11 protein-coding genes are annotated in these 17,334 nt (G+C 73.7%); 2 read left to right on the top strand and 9 right to left on the bottom strand.

Annotated features, from left to right (window positions below; all coding sequences use genetic code 11):
- Positions 1-3 precede the first annotated feature (3 nt).
- The 4 genes from ACGFIE_RS15615 to ACGFIE_RS15600 all read right to left on the bottom strand — a co-directional run bounded on the left by ACGFIE_RS15615 (position 4) and on the right by ACGFIE_RS15600 (position 4,499).
- Complete coding sequence (locus tag ACGFIE_RS15615) at positions 4-1,185, bottom strand: sensor histidine kinase (protein WP_393294917.1); 1,182 nt, start codon at positions 1,183-1,185, stop codon at positions 4-6.
- Positions 1,182-1,850 carry a response regulator transcription factor gene (locus tag ACGFIE_RS15610; RefSeq protein ID WP_393295653.1) on the bottom strand — a complete coding sequence of 223 codons (669 nt, stop codon included), beginning with the start codon at positions 1,848-1,850 and terminating at the stop codon, positions 1,182-1,184. Before ACGFIE_RS15610 ends, ACGFIE_RS15615 begins: the two co-directional genes overlap by 4 nt.
- An 85-nt stretch (positions 1,851-1,935) precedes the next feature.
- Positions 1,936-3,225 carry a PQQ-binding-like beta-propeller repeat protein gene (locus ACGFIE_RS15605; RefSeq protein ID WP_393294915.1) on the bottom strand — a complete coding sequence of 430 codons (1,290 nt, stop codon included), beginning with the start codon at positions 3,223-3,225 and terminating at the stop codon, positions 1,936-1,938.
- The gene (locus tag ACGFIE_RS15600; RefSeq protein WP_393294913.1) at positions 3,222-4,499 is read right to left on the bottom strand and encodes a PQQ-binding-like beta-propeller repeat protein; all 1,278 of its coding nucleotides are present in this window, start codon (positions 4,497-4,499) and stop codon (positions 3,222-3,224) included. Before ACGFIE_RS15600 ends, ACGFIE_RS15605 begins: the two co-directional genes overlap by 4 nt.
- A 150-nt stretch (positions 4,500-4,649) precedes the next feature.
- Here ACGFIE_RS15600 and ACGFIE_RS15595 point away from each other — a divergent pair, with 150 nt between their 5' ends.
- Positions 4,650-6,515 (top strand): hypothetical protein, encoded by a 1,866-nt coding sequence (locus ACGFIE_RS15595; protein ID WP_393294911.1) that lies wholly within the window; start codon positions 4,650-4,652, stop codon positions 6,513-6,515.
- Here ACGFIE_RS15595 and ACGFIE_RS15590 read toward each other — a convergent pair.
- Complete coding sequence (locus ACGFIE_RS15590; protein WP_393294909.1) at positions 6,512-8,338, bottom strand: hypothetical protein; 1,827 nt, start codon at positions 8,336-8,338, stop codon at positions 6,512-6,514. The genes ACGFIE_RS15595 and ACGFIE_RS15590 overlap by 4 nt on opposite strands.
- Complete coding sequence (locus ACGFIE_RS15585) at positions 8,338-10,203, bottom strand: hypothetical protein (RefSeq protein ID WP_393295650.1); 1,866 nt, start codon at positions 10,201-10,203, stop codon at positions 8,338-8,340. The genes ACGFIE_RS15590 and ACGFIE_RS15585 overlap by 1 nt, the downstream gene beginning before the upstream one ends.
- Before the next feature lie 338 nt (positions 10,204-10,541).
- Here ACGFIE_RS15585 and ACGFIE_RS15580 point away from each other — a divergent pair, with 338 nt between their 5' ends.
- On the top strand, positions 10,542-11,741 hold the full coding sequence (locus ACGFIE_RS15580; protein ID WP_393294907.1) for a hypothetical protein: 1,200 nt from the start codon (positions 10,542-10,544) through the stop codon (positions 11,739-11,741).
- A 111-nt stretch (positions 11,742-11,852) separates the two neighbouring features.
- Here ACGFIE_RS15580 and dxs read toward each other — a convergent pair whose 3' ends face one another.
- From dxs to ACGFIE_RS15565, 3 genes are all read right to left on the bottom strand, one after another.
- Positions 11,853-13,799, bottom strand: coding sequence for a 1-deoxy-D-xylulose-5-phosphate synthase (gene dxs / locus ACGFIE_RS15575; RefSeq protein WP_393294905.1), 1,947 nt, complete (start codon positions 13,797-13,799; stop codon positions 11,853-11,855).
- An 81-nt stretch (positions 13,800-13,880) separates the two neighbouring features.
- Entirely contained in the window at positions 13,881-15,179 is a 1,299-nt protein-coding gene (locus tag ACGFIE_RS15570) for a class I SAM-dependent RNA methyltransferase (protein WP_393294903.1), read from the bottom strand.
- Positions 15,172-17,241 carry an APC family permease gene (locus ACGFIE_RS15565; protein WP_393294901.1) on the bottom strand — a complete coding sequence of 690 codons (2,070 nt, stop codon included), beginning with the start codon at positions 17,239-17,241 and terminating at the stop codon, positions 15,172-15,174. Before ACGFIE_RS15565 ends, ACGFIE_RS15570 begins: the two co-directional genes overlap by 8 nt.
- Between the last annotated feature and the right edge of the window lie 93 nt (positions 17,242-17,334).

Genomic DNA, 17,334 nt, shown 5'->3' with positions numbered 1-17,334 from the left:
GTTTCAGCCTCCGGCGGCCACCGGGCCGGCCACCGCCGGGGCGTCCGCCGTCGGCAGGGTGACAGTCACCTCCAGGCCGCCGCCGGGCTGGGCGACCACCCGGACGGCACCGCCGTGCGCCTGGCAGACCGCCCGGACGATGGACAGGCCCAGCCCGGAGCCGCGCGCCCCGGTGCGTTCCCGGCCACCGCGCCGGAACGGTTCGAACAGCCCCGGCACGTCGGCCTGGTCCACCTCGAAACCGGTGTTGCCCACCACCAGCCACGAGCGCTCACCGTCGGTGCCGGTACGCACCCAGAGCCGACCGTGCAGGTGGTTGTAGCGGACGGCGTTCTCGATCAGGTTGCCGGCCAGCCGGTCGAGCAGTCCGGGATCGCCTACCACCGGCGCGGATTCCAGCGACGTCTGCACGCGCAGGCCGATCCGCTCCACCTCGCGGCGCATCGCCGACAGCGCGTTGGCGGTGCCCGTCGCCAGGTCACACTCGGTGCGCCGACCCAGCCGCCGCCCGGTCTGGGCCTCGCTGCGGGCCAGCACCAGCAACGCGTCCACCAGGCCGTTCGCCCGCTCCGAGGCGTCGCGGACGACTGTCGCCATCCGGCGGTACTCGGCGGCGTCCGCGTCATCGTCACTGAGCGTCACGTCGATCTCGGTCCGCATCACGGCGAGCGGGGTACGCAGCTCGTGCGAGGCGTTGGCCACGAACCGCTTCTGCGCCTCGAACGCGGACGCGATCCGGTCCAGCATCGCGTCGAACGTCTTGGCCAGCTCGGCCACCTCGTCGTCCGCGCCCGAGTAGCCGATCCGCTGGTCCAGGGTCGCCTCGCCGAGCCGCTGCGCGGTCGCGGTGACCTGGTGCAGGGGCCGCAGCGCCCGGCCGGCCACGGCGTACGCGCCCGCCACCCCGACCACGCTTATCGCCAACAGCGCGACCAGGCCCTTGGCCAGCAGTTCCCCGGAGGCGGCGTCGACCAACTGCCGCTGCCACTGGGCGGCATCCATCGTCCGGTTGTCGGACAGCACCACCACCGTGCCGGGCAGCAGCTCGTCGGTGGGCCGCAGCGCGTCGCGGACCAGCAGCCAGGCCAGCAGCACCAGGATCGCGCCCGCGCCGACCAGCAGCACCCCGTTGAGCAGCGTCAACCGCAACCGCAGGGTGGGTCGCAGCCGGCCGAGCCGGCTCACGGCAGGACCTCGGCGGTGCGGTAACCCGCCCCCACCACCGTCTCGATCAATGGCGGATCGCCGAGCTTGCGGCGCAGCGTCATTACCGTCACCCGGACGATTGTGGTGAACGGATCGGTGTTGGCGTCCCACACCCGCTCCAGCAGCTCCTCGCTGGACACCACCGCGCCGCGGGCCTTGAGCAGCTCACAGAGCACGCCGAACTCCTTGTTCGTCAGGTCCATGGGCACACCGGCTCGGGTGGCGACCCGCCGGGCCGGATCCAGCACCAGATCCGCCAGTGCGAGAACCGGCGGCGCGGCCGGGGTGGCCCGCCGGCCCAGCGCCTGCACCCGGGCGACCAGCTCGTCGAACGCGAACGGCTTGGGCAGGTAGTCGTCCGCCCCGAGCTGCAACCCCTCCACCCGGTCGGCCACGGTGCCGCTCGCGGTCAGCATCAGCACCCGGGTCAGCGCCCCGGAGGCGGCGAGGTCGGCACAGATCTGGTCGCCGTGCACGCCGGGCAGGTCGCGGTCGAGCACCACCACGTCGTACCGGGTGACGAACGCCGCCTCGTGACCGGCGTCGCCGTCGTACGCCACGTCCACCGCCATGCCCCGTTTGCGCAATCCGCGCGCGATCGCGTCGGCGAGGTTGCGTTCGTCCTCCACCACCAGTACCCGCATCCCGGCCTCCTCGCTGCTGACCACCGACAACCTAGTGCCGGCGGGCAACAATCCTCCCTCGCCGCCCGCATCGACCCGCCGGTGGTCAGCGGGGCAATGACCACAGCCCGTACGCGCCGTCGTGGCGCCGGCAGAGCAGTCGCCCGGGGAGGGCCTGACAGTCCCCGGACGCGTCCGGCAGCACGTCCAGCAGCCGCGCGCGGCCATCGGGGACGTCCAGTTCGGCGACGAGCAGACCCCCGTCGGGATGACTGCGTACGCCGACCATCGGGCCGCCCTGGGCGAACCCGGCCAGCTCCCATCGACCCAGCTCGGCCAGCACCCGGCCGCTCGGTGGGTCGAGCACGACCAGCTCTTGCGCGCCGGGCCCGGCGGTGCTCACCGTGGTGGCCACCAGCCGACCGGCGTACGGCCAGACCCACCCCCAGCGGTCGCTCCCCCAGAGCTCCCGACCGGTCGCGGCGTCGAGCGCCCGCATTCCGCCGGAGCGGGTCTGCACGCAGATGACGACCCCGCAGTCCGACGCGTACATCGCACCGTCGACGGGCACGCGCCACCGCTGGCGCAGGTCGTCGAGCCCGTAGGCGGTGGTCGTGGGCGACGGGCCGCCGATGGTGAGCAGCAGGTCGTCCACCAGTTGCACGGACAGGCCGGACCCAGCGGCGGTGGTGCCCAGGTCGGCGCGGGCCAGCACCGCGCCGGTGGTCGCGTCGCGGACCTCGGTCGGGCCACTCGGGCGGGCGACCACCAGACGGTCCACCCCGTGCTCGCCGTCGCGGAAGACGAACTCACCGCCGGCGCTGATCGGCACCTGCCAGCGCACCGTGCCGCAGCACGGGTCGACACCGCGCAGGGTGCCGGGCTGGTCGTCGCTGACCTGGGACCACATGAGGATGTTGCCGTCGGGGAGCGCGGCGGGGTTGCCGGGCTGCTGCCAGCGGTACGCCCCGGTCCGGCGGTCCAGCGCCATCGTGAGCGTGCCCTGCCGGTCCGGGCCGACCTCGTGGCCCGTGACCAGCAGAGTCTCGCCCTGCTGCGCGACTCCCCAGTATCGGCCCTCGGCCGGCAACGGCACCTGCCAGACCGGCTCGCCAGCGGGCAGCCGGGTGGCGGTGATCCGCCGCTGTCCCGTCCTGCCGAGCGGCTCGACGAGGACGAAGAGGTCGCCCGAGACCAGCGCGTCGGCGCCGGGATCGGCCGGCAGCGTCACCACCTCGCGCCTGTGGAACGGCCCCGAACCGGCGAGGCCGGCCAGCAGCAGCACCAGGACCAGCGCGCACCGCAGGGGCCGCCAGTGGGCCGACGGTGGGCGGGGCAGCGGGTCGAGGTCCGGCCCGTGCCGCAGCTCCCCGAGGTCGATCACACCGCCGGTCATCGGGCCAACCGCCACAGGCCGGTCGAGCCGTCGAGGCGGCGGCAGAGCAGGACGGGCAGCGCAGCCTGGCACCCGCCGGCGACGTCCGGCAGCACGTCCAGGACGCGCGTCCCCCCGGTGCGCAGGTCCAGCGCGGCGACCACGAGCTGCCTGCCGGCCGACCGCACGCCGATCAGCTCGTCGTCGCGCCGCAGTGGAGCCACCAGCTGCCACTCACCCAGGTCGACGCGCTCCCGCCCGGTCGCCGCGTCGCGGACCGCGTACCGCTGGTCGGGTCCGGTCACCAGCAGCCGATCTCCCCGGGTCTCGACAAACATGTCCGGACCCGAGTCGGCCCAGCGGACGACGCCGGTGGCCGGGTCGACGGCCTGGATGCCGCCGGTCTGCTGGACCGCGCAGAGCAGGTCTCCGCACGTGGTCGCCCAGGACACCAGCGGCACCGGGGACGTCCACACCGGATCGAGCCCGGGCAGGCCGTACGCGACCAGCCTGGTGCTGCCGGGTGGGACGAGGAGCACCAGATCGCCCACCACCTGCACCCGCTGGAACGCCGACCGGGCACCGGCCAACGTGTCGACGTCGTCCAGCAGGCGGCCGGAACCGGCGTCGTACACCTGGACCTCACCGGTCGGCCGGACGAGCACGAGCTGGTCGACCTGATCGGGTGGACCGTGGAGTTCGGGGCTGCCCGCGACCGGCACCGAGACCGTCCACTGGACGGCGCCGGTGTCGGGCGTCACCTTGCGCACCGCGCCGAACTCCTCGGACTCGTCGTTGACGAGGAGCAGGCCCCCGTCTGCCGTCCATCGGGCGACCCCGGGATGCCGCCAGAGCTGCCGGCCCGTCGCGGCGTCGAAGGCGGTCGTCTCGATCGGGCTGTTCGTGGTGCTGACGCCCGCGGCCAGCAGCAAGCCGCGTCGGGCCCACACGGCGAGGTAGTCACCCGTGCGCGCCAGCGGCGTCCGCCACCGGCGCCGCACGACGCTGTCGTCGTTCGCCGTGGGCAGGGCATAGGCGGTCAGGTAGCGATCCCCGGTGGGCGTCGTCGCGTCGACGACGACGACGCTGTCCTCGGTGAGGTACGTCGAGGCGCCCGGCGCGGTCGGCACCGACGCCACCGCCCGCCTCGGCACCGGCGTCGCCCCGGCCAGCACGACGAGGGCCGCCAGCAGCACTCCCCCCGCCCGCAGTCGGCGACTGGCGGCGCGCGGTCGGCGGACCGTCGGCGGCGACTCGGGCTCGTCCCGGACCTCGCCCAGCTCGATGATCGACACGCCCGTCCCTTCCTCGCCGGTGGGGCCGACCGGAGGCGGCGGCCCCGGCAAACCGGCCGGGGGGCGTACCGGCCCGGCAAAAGAGACGCATCCCCGCCTGTACGATGGCGCGTCGTGGCCGTGCCGGTGGTAGACCCTTCGCTGAATCCCGTGACCGACGCCGAGCCGGCCGAGGTCGAGCCGACACGGCGGCCTCGACGCCGCCCGGCCCGAGCCGACCTGTTGGCCCTCGGAGCCTATGTGGTGCTGGGCGTCTTCGTCTGCCTCCACTACTGGGGGGACGTGAGCGGTCGGGTCTCGTCGCACCTGCCCACCGACCACAGCTGGTTCGAGTGGCTGTTCGCGCACGGCGCGTACTCGGTGCGGCACCTGGAGAACCCGCTGTTCACGGCCCGGCAGAACGCCCCGGACGGGGTGAACATGATGGCCAACACGTCGCTGCTCGGGCTGACCCTGCCGCTGTCTCCGCTGACGATGCTGTTCGGCCCCCAGGTCACGTACGCGCTCTATCTGGGAGGGGCCCTGGCGGCCACCGCCGGCACCGCCTACTGGATGCTCTCGCGGCACCTGGTGCGCTCCCGGGCGGCGGCCTTCGTCGGCGGGGCGTTCCTCGGCTTCGCGCCGGGCATCATCCACCACGCCAACGGCCAGCCCAACTTCGTGTCCAACTTCCTGCTGCCGTTGATCGTGGTGCGGGTGCTGCGGATGGGCGAGCCGGGCCGGTGGCGGCGCAACGGGCTTGTGCTCGGGGTGCTGGTGACGTACCAGATCTTCATCAACGAGGAGATGCTGCTGCTCACGGCGCTGGCCTGCCTGGTCGTCGTGCTGGCGTACGCGGTGCAGCGGCCGCGGGCGACGCGCGCCGCGGCCGGGCCGTTCCTGGCCGGGATGGGCGTCGCCGGCGGGCTGGCCCTGCTGCTGGCCGCGTACCCGATCTGGTTCCAGTTCAACGGCCCGCAGTCCTACCGGGGGCTGCAGGGTGGCGTGTTCCACAACTGGGGCGAGGACCTGGTCGCCTTCGTCACCTTCGCCCGGGACACCTGGGCGGGCGACCCGGCGGTGGAGCAGACGATCGGCATGACCGAGCAGAACACGTGGTTCGGCTGGCCACTGGTGCTGCTGTCGGTGGTGGCCCTCGTGCTGCTGGTGCGCCGGTCGCTGGCCGCCCGGATCGTGGCCGTGCTGATCGTGGTCTTCACGGTGGCCGCGATCGGGCCCCGGGTGCGCTTCAACGGCGTGGAGACGGGCGTGCGCGGCCCCTGGTCGTACGTTCCGGACGACCTGCCGCTCGTCGAGATGATGATGCCGACCCGGCTGACCCTGGTGGTCGCCGCCGCGGTGGGCGTCCTGCTGGCGCTGACCTGGGACGCGGCGGCCCGGCAGGGCCGCCCGGTGGCCGCGCCGGGCCGCGTGCCGGCCCCGCGCGCCGGGGAGTCGGCGACGTCCGACGACCAGGCCGCGACCGCGCCTGTCGCGCCGCGCCGACGGTGGCTGCGCCCGCTGGGGTACGCGTCGGTCGCCCTCGCCCTGCTGCCGCTCTTCCCCCGACCGCTGCCCGCCCAGCAGATCGACCCGCCGCCGCACTTCATCACCGCCGGCGGCTGGCGGCCGTACGTGCCCCAGGGCCGCACGCTCGTGCCGGTGCCGATCCCGAGCAACGTGCACGGCCTGCCCACGCTGCGGTGGAGTGCCCTGACCGGGCAGGAGTTCCCCGTCCCGGGCGGCTACTTCATCGGCCCGAACGAGCTGGGCGAGGGTGTCTTCGGCGCACCCAACCGGCCGACCAGCAGCCTCATCTACTCGACGATGGACGCGGGCGCGGTCCCCGTCCTCACCGACGAGAACCGCCGCCAGGCCGTGGAGGACCTGCGGTTCTGGAAGGCGTCCGTGGTGGTGCTCGGCGCACACCCGCGCGAGGCGGTGCTGCGCGAGCTGGTCACCGCACTGATCGGGCCGCCGCAGCGGATCGACGACGTCTGGGTCTGGGACGTCCGCGCGCTTGTGGATCAGCGCTAGTCGACCAGGCCGCGCACGTCCCACACCCAACCATCGTCGACGGGGCGGCCGGGGCCGAGCAGCTCCTCGACGGTCCGGCGGACCGGTTCACCGTGCGTCAACCGGCCGAGCACCACCACGGCGGCCCGCCAGTGCCGCAGGTCGTCCACGGCCTGGCGGCGGTCGGCCTCGCCGAGCACCGGCACCGTGCCGGTCTCGGCGACCCGGCGCAGCAGCACGGCGGTGGGCCGGTCCGGGGCGCCCCAGCGGGCCGCCGGGTCGTCCGGGCCGCTCGGCCCGATGAAATACCCACCCGGGGCGCCGAACGTCAGCCCGGTGCGGGCGGACCAGAGCATCACCGGGCTCAGCGCGGCGCCGGTCACCGGGGGCACCGCCACCACGGTCCGGCCCGCGGGCACCAGCGGCCGCCACCCTCCGTCGGCGACGAACCGCGGAACCGGCGCGATCGGCACCACCCGGATCGGCGTCGGCGTGAGCGGCAGCAGCGCTGCGGCCACCGCGCCGGCCCCCAGCAGTCGTACCGGCAGTCCCGGCGCGGCCGGTGACCGGCGAGCCGCCCGGATCCGGTCGGCGAAGAGCGCCACCAGGACGCCGAGCACCGGCACGCAGACCAGCGCGAACCGGGCCGGCACCGCGAGGTCGAGCAGCGGCAGGCCGACGACCAGTCGGTACGGGCCGGCGATGCCGGTGGCGGTGCCGTCCACGCGCAGGTCGGTGCCGAGTGACAGCAGGGCGAAGACGACACCGCAACCGGCCAACGCGCGGACCAGTGGCCGCCGCCACAGCCAGATCACGACGACCACGGCGAGCACCAGCAGCCCGGGCCCGAAGAACGAGTTCTCCTCGGTCGGGTTCGGCGCGAGCAGCCCCGGCAGCCAGTCGTCACCGAGCACTGTCTGCCGGGCCGACGCGGTGAACGACGCGGCGTCGAGCTGGAAGCCGTGCGCGGCGAAGGCCATCCCGGTGTAGTGCTGCGGTCCGTGGAACTGGAACCACAGCGGGTACGCCAGCAGCGTCACCGCCACCAGGGCCGCCACCGCGAGCCGACCGAGCAGGGACGGCGCGAGGCGGCGGGCCGCGGCCCGGTCGGCGAGGGCGTATCCCAGCGTGAACACCCCGGCGGCGAACGCCAGGAGAACGAGCACCTCCTCGCCGACGAACACCTGCCAGACGAGCAGCAGGCCGAGGCCGACACCGGGACGCCACACCCCGCGCGGGCTCGATGCGGGACGGAACACCAGGGCGAGGATCGCCGGAAGCAGGAACTGGGCGGCCACGTGCAGATGCGCCCCGGCCTGGGCGATCATCCCGGGGGCGAAGCCACAGACCAGCCCGCCGAGCGCCGCCGCGGAGCGAGCGGTGACCAGTCGACGGCGCAGCAGCACGTACCAGGCCGCGGCGGTGCCGGCGAGGCAGCAGACCACCGCCACGCAGAACGCCACCTGCGAGCCGAACAGCAGCGTGACCGGGGTCAGCGGGACACCGAGGCCGAGCACCGAGGTGTTCGCCATCAGGTTGACCCCGTCCGGGGCGTTCAGGGCGGTGCTGAAGAGCGGGTTCTCCCCCGCGACGACGGCGTGTGCCGCGTGGGCCAGCATCCACTCGAAGAGCACCTGGTCGCCGGCCTGGTGGAACAGCCGTCCGGGATGACCCCACTGGGCGCTGGTCAGCAGCACCGCCAGCCCCAGGTAGCCGGCGATGACGAGCGCGTCCGGCAGCCACGCCGGCCGGGTGGGGCGCGAGCGCGGCGGACCGGCCGTCGCCGTCGCATCCCCCGTCGCGTCCCCCGCCGACGTCGCCGCCGACGTCGTTCCGGTGGACATCAGACCGAGCGGTCGGTAATTGTCCGGACGTCCCACACCCAGACGTCCAGCTCCTGCCGACCGGGGCCGACGAGCTCCTCGACGGTACGCCGCAGCGGTTCGACGTGCTGCTGGCGGACCGGCAGCACCAGGATCGCCGCGTGCCAGTGCCGCAACTCGTCGGTGAAACGCCGACGCTGCCTGTCGTCCAGTTTGGGGGTCCGGCCGGTGGTCGCCACCTCCTCCAGCAGTTGGCCCACCCCACTGGGCCGACCACCGAACCGACCGGGGTCGCCCGTGTTGCCGTTGCGGGGGGCGAGGAAGTAGCCGCCGGGGATCTTGAAGTCGAGGTTGGTGGCCGCCGCCCAGCGCATGCCGTGCGTGTTGCCCATGCTGGGCACCGGGATCGGCACGAGCGTCTGGTCCGGGCCGACGTACGCCCGCCAGCGGTCGGCGGTGATGAACTGCGGCACCGGCGGGCGGGAGACCATCCGCAGCGGCATCGGGGCGATCGGCAGCAGCGCGAACGCCAGGCCGGCGGCGGTGAGCGTCCGGACGGTACGCCTGTCGGCCGGGCGCAGCGCCCAGGCCCGCTCGACGGCGAGCGCCAGCAGCAGACCGATGACGACGGTGGTGATCAGGCCGAACCGGGTCGGCACGACCGCGTCCAGCAGGGGCAGTTGCACCAGCAGCTCCCACGGCCCGGCGAACAACTCCCGGTCCCACCAGGAGATCCGCTCGCCGAGGGAGAGCAGGGCGAAGAGGGCACCGGTCGCGGCGAGCGCCCGGACGATCATCTCCCGCCGCAGCCACACCACGACGCCGACGGCGAGCAGCGACAGGCTCCAGCCGAAGAAGGCGTTCTCCTCTGAGTAGTTCGGGGCCAGGTTGACGTTGGCCCGCTGGTTGCCGCCGAGAGTGGCCGAGCCGGGCGCGAAGAAGGAGGCGATGTCGTTGCCGTAGTCCCGCACCGCGTCACTGAGCCCGTGGTACGCCATCGGCCCGGCGAACTGCACGTACAGCGGGTACGCCAGCAGCGTCCCGGCCAGCAGCGCGCAGGCGGCGAGGCCGGCGGCCAGCGGTCGCCACGCGGCCTGCCAGCGGGCCGGCTCCTGAGCCACCACCGCGAGCAGGAAGATCCCGCAGGCCAGCGCCGTGAAGAGCAGGATCTCCTCGTTGATGAACGCCTGCGCGGTGACGAGCAGGGCCAGCAGGACGCCGTCGCGGACCGGCCGGCGCGAGCGGGTGAGCACCAGCACCCGCCAGACGATGAACGGCAGCAGGAACTGGCTGATGATGTTCGGGTGCCAACTGGCGTGCGAGAGCATCGCCGGGGAGAAGCCGCAGAACCAGCCGCCCGCCGCGGCCGCGAGCGGCGTCCGCACGACGTGGCGGCGCAGCACGAGGTACCAGGCCATGGCGGTGCCGGCGAGGCCGAGCGTCACCAGCACCACGAAGGACACCGCCGGCCCGAACAGCAGGGTCACCGGCACCATCGGGATGCCCAGCGCCAGCACGGCGGTGTTCGCCATCAGGTTGACGCCGTCGGGATAGTTGAACTGCTCGGTGTAGAACGGGTACTCGCCGTGCAGCACCACCCGCACCGAGTGGGCGAGGAAGAACTGCACCTGGGCGGGGTCTCCGGTATAGAGCGACGCCACCCGGCCGGACGGGTCCAGCCAGATCCGGCTGGTCACGCAGAGCGCGGCGAGCAGGAACAGCACGCCGACCGCCAGATGCTGCCGTCGCCCGGTCCAGCGGGCCCACCGACGACGGCCGGGCTCGTCCGCCCCCTCGGCGCCGCCGCCGTCGGCTGCGGCCGGCACGGCGGGGACCGCCGTCGGCGCGGTCTCGGTGTCGGTGTCGGTGTCGGTGTCGGGCTCCACGGTCTGCACGCCAGCGCCACCACGGCCGGCCGGAGCGGCGGAGCCGCCGGGAGCGGCGGAGTCGTTGGGAGCGCCGACGGTCCTGGCCCGGGAGGCGGTGCGAGTGTGGTGGCTCACTGTCTCTTCGGGGCAGGCCGCCTCCGGGTGCGGCGCGGACAGGGCGCGGGACTCGGGAGGCGTCACAGTCGGCGGAGTCTACCCGAGCGGCGAAAAGGCACTAAAGCCCCGGTGGCGTCCATTGTGGTGGGTGCGGGGCCGGCCACCGACGGCGTCGCGTCGGACATCTCGTACTATGGCACTTTCCCACAGCGACGGCGAGGCGATCGGGGGCGGATCAGGTGACTCCGGACCGCCGGCACGGCAGGGCGCTCACCGTCCTGCTGGCCGCGCTGTTGGCCGCCACCGCGTGCGGTCCCGTCGCGGAGCGCACCCCCCGCGACCTGCGGGTGGGGTACGACAGCCTCGACGGCACGCTGACGGTGTGGCCGCCCCGGGGCGACCTGGCCGCTGACGCGGCGGCGACGGCGGCGGTCACCAGGGCGGTACGCGACTGGCGTTCACCTACCGACGACCGGGCGCACCTGCCCTCGTCCGGCATCCTCTTCTCGGGCCGGGTCGACGGGGCCCCGGTGGCCCTGGTCGCGGCCGACGTGCCCGGCGAGAGCGCGTCCTGGCTGCTGCAACTCAGCGGCGACGGCGCTCGGTACGCGGTCGCCCGCGCCACCGAATACACCGACCCCGGCTACCTGGTCTACTCCGACGTGCTGCCGGTGCAGACGGCCGGCGGTCGGCGCTACCTGGTCTCTGCCCGGGTGCAGCAGCTGCTCGGGCCGCAGGGCCGGGCGCTTACCGTCGCCGACGGCCTCAGCGCCCCGGTCGACGTACCGACCTGCACGGCGGTCGGCGTGACGGCGACCCTGCGGGCCACCGAGTCGCTGCCCCGCGGGCGGGCCGCCGACCGGCTGCTCGACCTGGGCACCGGCACCACCGACCCGCGCTATCCGCTGGTCCGCGACGAGTCCGGCGCGGGCCGGCGGGCGCTCACCGGCCTGGACACCTGCGTGCTGGCCGGCGATCGGGGCCCGTTCGGCAGCATCCCGCGTCGGATCGGCGACCGGGACGCGCCCAAGTCGGTGCCGACGTCCTGGCCGATGGCGAAGCTCTCGGTCCGTTCGCTCGGCGAGGTGGCTCTCGGCGGCGGCGAGCCGGCCGAGTTGCAGCAGCTCAGCTGGGACACCGACGCCGGCACGATGACCGCCGTCGTCTACCGCCCGGCGGACGGGAGCGCGCCCGTGGTCTCGCCGGCCGACCGGGCCACACCGTTGCAGACGTACCAGCTGCCGGTGCCCGGCCAGCCGCTTGTGGTGCTGAGTTGGCGGGCCACCCGGGACAGCTCCCTCTCGGTGCCGCCCGGCACCCCGCTGCTGGTGGAGCGGCCCGGCCTGGTGGTCGTCCCCGAGCCGGACCGCACCCAGACCTACAGCCTGGCCAACACCGACAAGACCCACTACCGCTCGGTCACGCCCCGCTCCCGCTGAGCCCCGATCGTGCTCTTTCGACCTCGACAGACGGGGCGGAAGCCGCAGCACGACGACCGGAAGCCCGACGGCGGGTGCCCCGTGGGGCGCCCGCCGTCGGGTCGAGCCGGCTCAGTTCTGGGCGGGGGTCCTGGTGGGGGTCAGCCGGTCCGGGGTGGCGTCCAGGCGGGAGATCCAGCCGGTGACGTCGCGGGCCACGTCCTGCGCGGTGAGGCCGAGGTCGGCGAGGATCTGCGCGCGGGTGCCGTGCGGGTGCCAGGCGGCAGGTACGCCCAGGTCCTTGAGCGGCACCCGGACGTCGGCGTCGCGCATGGCCTGGCCGAGGGCGTCGCCGACGCCGCCGACACGGACGCCGTCCTCGACGCTGACCACGAGCCGGTGGCGGGCGGCCAGCTCGACCAGCTCGGCCGGGACCGGGCGGACCCAGCGGGGGTCGACGACCGTGACACCGTAACCCTGCTCGGCGACCCGGGCGGCGACCTCCATGCCCAACTGGCCGAAGGAGCCCACGGCGACGAGCAGCACGTCGGTACGTGCCGATTCGGCCAGCACGTCGACCGGGCCGACCCGGCGCAGCGCCGGCAGGTCCGCGGCGACCGTGCCGGTCGGGAAGCGCACCACGGTCGGGCCGTCGTCGACGGCCAGCGCCTCGCGCAGCTCCTCGCGCAGTGTGGCGGCGTCCCGGGGAGCGGCGATCCGCAGACCCGGCACCACTCCGAAGACGGACATGTCCCAGATGCCGTAGTGGCTGGGGCCGTCCGGGCCGGTGATGCCCGCCCGGTCCAGCACGAAGGTCACCGGCAGCTTGTGCATAGCCACGTCCAGCAGGACCTGGTCGAAGGCGCGGTTGAGGAAGGTGGCGTAGACCGCGACCACCGGGTGCAGCCCGCCGAGCGCCAGACCGGCCGCCGAGGTGGCGGCGTGCTGCTCGGCGATGCCCACGTCGTACACCCGCTCGGGGTACTTGCGGGCCAGCTTGGCGATGCCTGTCGGCTCGGCCATGGCGGCGGTGATGCCCACCACGTCCGGACGCTCGTCGGCGACGGCCAGCAGCTCGTCGGCGAAGACGTGCGTCCACTTCACCGCCGGGGCGGCCAGCAGGGCACCGGTCTCCACGTCGAAGGCGCCACCGGGGCCGTGCAGGCAGTCGGCCTCGTCCTCCTCGGCCGGGCGGTAGCCGTACCCCTTGCGGGTGACGGCGTGCACGATCACCGGACCGCCGAAGTTCTTCGCCGCGCGCAACGCCGACTCGACGGCCGCCACGTCGTGCCCGTCCACCGGGCCGACGTACTTGATGCCGAGGTCCTCGAACATGGCCTGCGGGGCGACGGCGTCCTTGATGCCCTTCTTGACCGCGTGCAGCACCTCGTACATCGGCTTGCCGACGAGCGGCGTCGAGCCGAGGGCGTCCTTGACCGTGTCGAGGACCTTCTCGTAGCCCGGGTTGAGCCGCAGCGAGGAGAGGTGGTCGGCGAGGCCGCCGATGGTCGGCGAGTAGGACCGCCCGTTGTCGTTGACCACGATGACGAGGGAGTTGCCGGCGGTGGCGATGTTGTTCAGCGCCTCCCAGCACATGCCGCCGGTCAGCGCGCCGTCGCCGACCACGGCCACGACGCTGCGCGCCTCACCCCGCAGGGCGTACGCCTTGGCGAGGCCGTCGGCGTAGGAGAGGGCGGTGGAGGCGTGCGAGTTCTCGATGAGGTCGTGCTCGCTCTCCGCCTGGCTGGGATAGCCGGAGAGGCCACCGCGCTGGCGCAGCTTGTCGAAGCCGGCCTGACGTCCGGTGAGGATCTTGTGCACGTACGCCTGGTGGCCGGTGTCGAACAGGAGCCGGTCACGGGGGGAGTCGAAGACGCGGTGCATGGCCAGCGTCAGCTCGACCACACCGAGGTTGGGCCCGACGTGCCCGCCGGTGCGGGAGACCTTGGCGATCAGGAAGTCCCGAATCTCCGCGGCGAGAACATCCAGCTCCTCGCCCGACATCCGCTTGACGTCCTGCGGACCGCGTACCGTCCCCAGCAACCGACCGTGGTTGGCCGTGTCCTCTTCAACGCTCATGACCGGAGAGTCTATCGGCCGCCCGACGGTCCGCAGCCTGGCCCGAGCCGGGCGCATCGCTGCGGGCGGCTGAGCGCCTGGTCAGGGCCCGTCCACGGCGGGCACGTCGACAGGCAGCAGGAGCCCCACCAGTTCGACGTGCTGGGTCATCGGAAACAGGTCGAAGCCGCGCAGTGCGGCCAGCCGCCAGCCCAGCCCGGCGAAGGTGCGGACGTCCCGGGCGAAGGCCGCCGGGTCGCAGGCCACGTACGCGACCGCTCGCGGGCCGGCGGAGGCCAGCGCGCGCACCACCGGGGCGCCGGCGCCGGAGCGCGGCGGGTCGAGCACCACCACGTCGACCGGGCCGGTGATCCGGCGGCGGGCCAGCGCGGTCTCCACCCGGGCCGCCACGACCTCCACGCGGGGCAGGTCGGCCAGGTTCTCCCGTGCCGCGGCGACGCCGTGTGCGGCGGCCTCCACCAGTGTCACCCGCCCGGACGCGCCGACCCGGGCGGCCAGCCCGGCGGCGAACAGCCCGGCGCCGCCGTAGAGGTCCCAGGCCACCTCCCCCGGGCGTGGGTCGAGCAGTTCCAGTACGGCAGTGGACAGGGTGTCCGCCGCCGCCGGGTGCACCTGCCAGAAGGCGGACGCGGGCAGCGCCCAGTCCCGCCCGGCGGCCACCTCGCGCACCTCGGTGGGCCCACTCACCGGCGTGGCCACCCCGTCGCGGACCTCGGCGACGCTCACGTCCCCGCCGGTGCTGGCGACGGTCTCCACCGCCTCGGCGGCCGGCCAGCGCGTGCCGGTGGGGGTGAGCACCGGCAGCTGCTGGATGGCCGGGTGGGCGATCCGACAGCTGTCGATCGGCACGACCTCGTGCGACCGGTGCTTGAGCAGGCCGGCGCGGTCCGCGGCGTCGACCGCGTAGCGGACCCGCGAACGCCAGCCCAGCAACCCGCCCGGCAACGCCTCGACGCGGACGCCGAGCCGGTCCAGCTCGGCGTCGGTGAGCCCGCCGAGGCGGACCAACTGCTCGCGCACCACGGCGGTCTTCCAGGCCAGCTGCGCGTCCGGGGCGACGTGTTGCAGGTCGCAGCCGCCGCAGGCGCCCGGCTTCGCGTACGGGCAGGGTGGCTCCACCCGGTCCGGCGAGGCGTCCAGCACGGTCACGGCGTCGGCCCGGACGAACCCCCTGTGCACCTCCGTGACCTCGGCGATCACCCGCTCGCCGGGCAGCGCGTGCCGGACGAACACCACCTGCCCGTTAACCCGGGCCACGCAGTGTCCGCCGGGGGCGACCGCGTCGACAGTCAGCTCGACGCGCTCCGCCTCCGCGAGGCCGCGCTCCGCCTCGGCCAGGGCGCGCTCGGCCGCCACGGGCGGTCCGGTCCGCTCAGTCACGGCCGTTCCCGACCGTCTCGGTGCCCGCCGGGCCGGACTCGTCCGGCGGCGGTACGGTGACCGCCGGTGGCACGGTGCCCCGGGGCCCGCGCGCCGGCGTGTTGGAGAGTGCCGCGTCCAGCCGGTCCAGGTTCTTGCTCGCGGTCGAGGCGAGCTGCCACGGGACGCTTACCACCATCACCCCCGGTTCGAAGAGCAGCCGACCCTTGAGGCGCAGCGCGCTCTGGTTGTGCAGCAGGTTCTCCCACCAGCGCCCCACCACGTACTCCGGAATGAAGACGGTGACCACGTCGCGCGGTGACGTACGGCGGGTCGAGGCGACGAAGTCCAGGATCGGGCGGGTGATCTCCCGGTACGGCGAGTCGACGACGGTGAGCGGGATCGCCATCTCCCGCCGCTCCCAGTCGGCCTGCAGGTCGCGGGTGTCCTTCTCGTCGACGTTCACGGTCACCGCGGTCAGCGTGTCCGGCCGGGTCGCCCGGGCGTACGCGATGGCCCGCAGCGTCGGCTGGTGCAGCTTGCTGACCAGCACGATCGCGTGGTTGCGGGCGGGCAGCACGGCCCGGCCCTCGTCCGGCGGGGTCAGCTCGGTGGCGACCCGGTCGTAGTGCCGGCGGATGGCAAGCATCAGCGCGTAGATCACCGCCATCGCCGCGATCGCGATCCAGGCGCCGAGCAGGAACTTGGTGATCAGGACGATCACCAGCACCGTGCCGGTCAGACCCATGCCGAAGGTGTTGATGGCCCGGGACCGCAGCATCCGATGCCGTGCCTCCGGGTCCCGCTCGGTGCGCAGGCGTCGGTTCCAGTGTCGGATCATGCCGGCCTGGGACACGGTGAACGACACGAAGACGCCGACGATGTAGAGCTGGATGAGGCGTGTCACCTCGGCCTGGAACCCGACGATCAGCACGATCGCGAAGAGGGCGAGGAAGGTGATGCCGTTGGAGAAGGCCAGCCGGTCACCACGGGTGTGGAACTGGCGGGGCAGGTAGCGGTCCTGGGCGAGGATCGAGCCGAGCACCGGGAAGCCGTTGAACGCGGTGTTCGCGGCCAGGAAGAGGATGAGCGCGGTCATCCCGGCCACCACGTAGAGCAGGAACGAGCCGGAGCCGAAGACCGTCTCGCCGAGCTGGGTGGTCACCGTCTTCTGCACGTACCCGTCGGGGCCCGAGACGATCTGCAGGGCCGGGTCCTCGACGAACTGCAGACGGGTCAGCCGGGCCAGCCAGATGATCCCGACCAGCAGGCTCACCGCGATCACGCCCAGCAGCAGCAGCGTGGTGGCGGCGTTGCGGCTCTTCGGCGCCTTGAACGCCGGCACGCCGTTGGAGATCGCCTCGACACCTGTGAGCGCGGCGGCGCCCGAGCTGAACGTCCGCAGCAGCAGGAAGACGAGCGCGAAACCTGTCACGCTGTGCTCGGCCTGGATGACGAGGCCGGCACTGGGCGCACGGAGGTCGTCGCCCAGCACGAAGACGCGGAACAGCCCGGTGAGCAGCATTCCGCCCATCACGATCACGAAGCCGTAGGTCGGGATGGCGAACGCGGTGCCCGACTCGCGCAGCCCGCGCAGGTTGACGGCGGTCAGCAGGACCACCGCGAGCACCGCGATCATGACCTTGTGGGTGGCCACGAACGGCACCACCGAGCCGAGGTTGGCCACCCCGGAGGAGACCGACACGGCCACCGTGAGCACGTAGTCGACAAGCAGGGCACTGGCCACGCCGACCCCGAACTTCGGCCCGAGGTTGACCGTTGCCACCTCGTAGTCGCCGCCGCCGGAGGGGTAGGCGTGCACGTTCTGCCGGTAGCTGGCCACCACCGTGAGCATCACCACCACCACGGCGAGGGCGATCCACGGGGAGAAGAAGTACGCCGAGGTGCCGGCGATGGAGAGGGTCAGCAGGATCTCGTCAGGCGCGTACGCGACGCTGGACAGCGCGTCGGAGGCGAACACGGGCAGCGCGATGCGCTTCGGCAGGAGGGTGTGCTGCAGACGGTCGGACCGGAACGGTCGACCGAGGAGCATTCGCTTCAACAGCGAGGTGGGACTGGCCACGAACGCCAAGGGTACGACCACCACTGTGCGAACGCGGGGGTGGGCGATCACGCTCGGCCGCGATGAGGGGGTACGGTCGGTCCCGCTGTCGAC

Origin of the sequence: Micromonospora sp. NPDC049275, assembly GCF_043197115.1 — a bacterium.
GTDB lineage: Bacteria > Actinomycetota > Actinomycetes > Mycobacteriales > Micromonosporaceae > Micromonospora.
Note: the sequence above shows the minus strand (reverse complement) of the source record. Positions and strands in the feature narration are given on the sequence as shown.

Coding starts and splice junctions, on each gene's coding strand:
- ACGFIE_RS15610 (WP_393295653.1), bottom strand. CDS start 1,850: ATGCGGGTACTGGTGGTGGAGGACGAACGCAACCTCGCCGACGCGATC.
- ACGFIE_RS15590 (WP_393294909.1), bottom strand. CDS start 8,338: ATGTCCACCGGAACGACGTCGGCGGCGACGTCGGCGGGGGACGCGACG.
- dxs (WP_393294905.1), bottom strand. CDS start 13,799: ATGAGCGTTGAAGAGGACACGGCCAACCACGGTCGGTTGCTGGGGACG.
- ACGFIE_RS15605 (WP_393294915.1), bottom strand. CDS start 3,225: ATGACCGGCGGTGTGATCGACCTCGGGGAGCTGCGGCACGGGCCGGAC.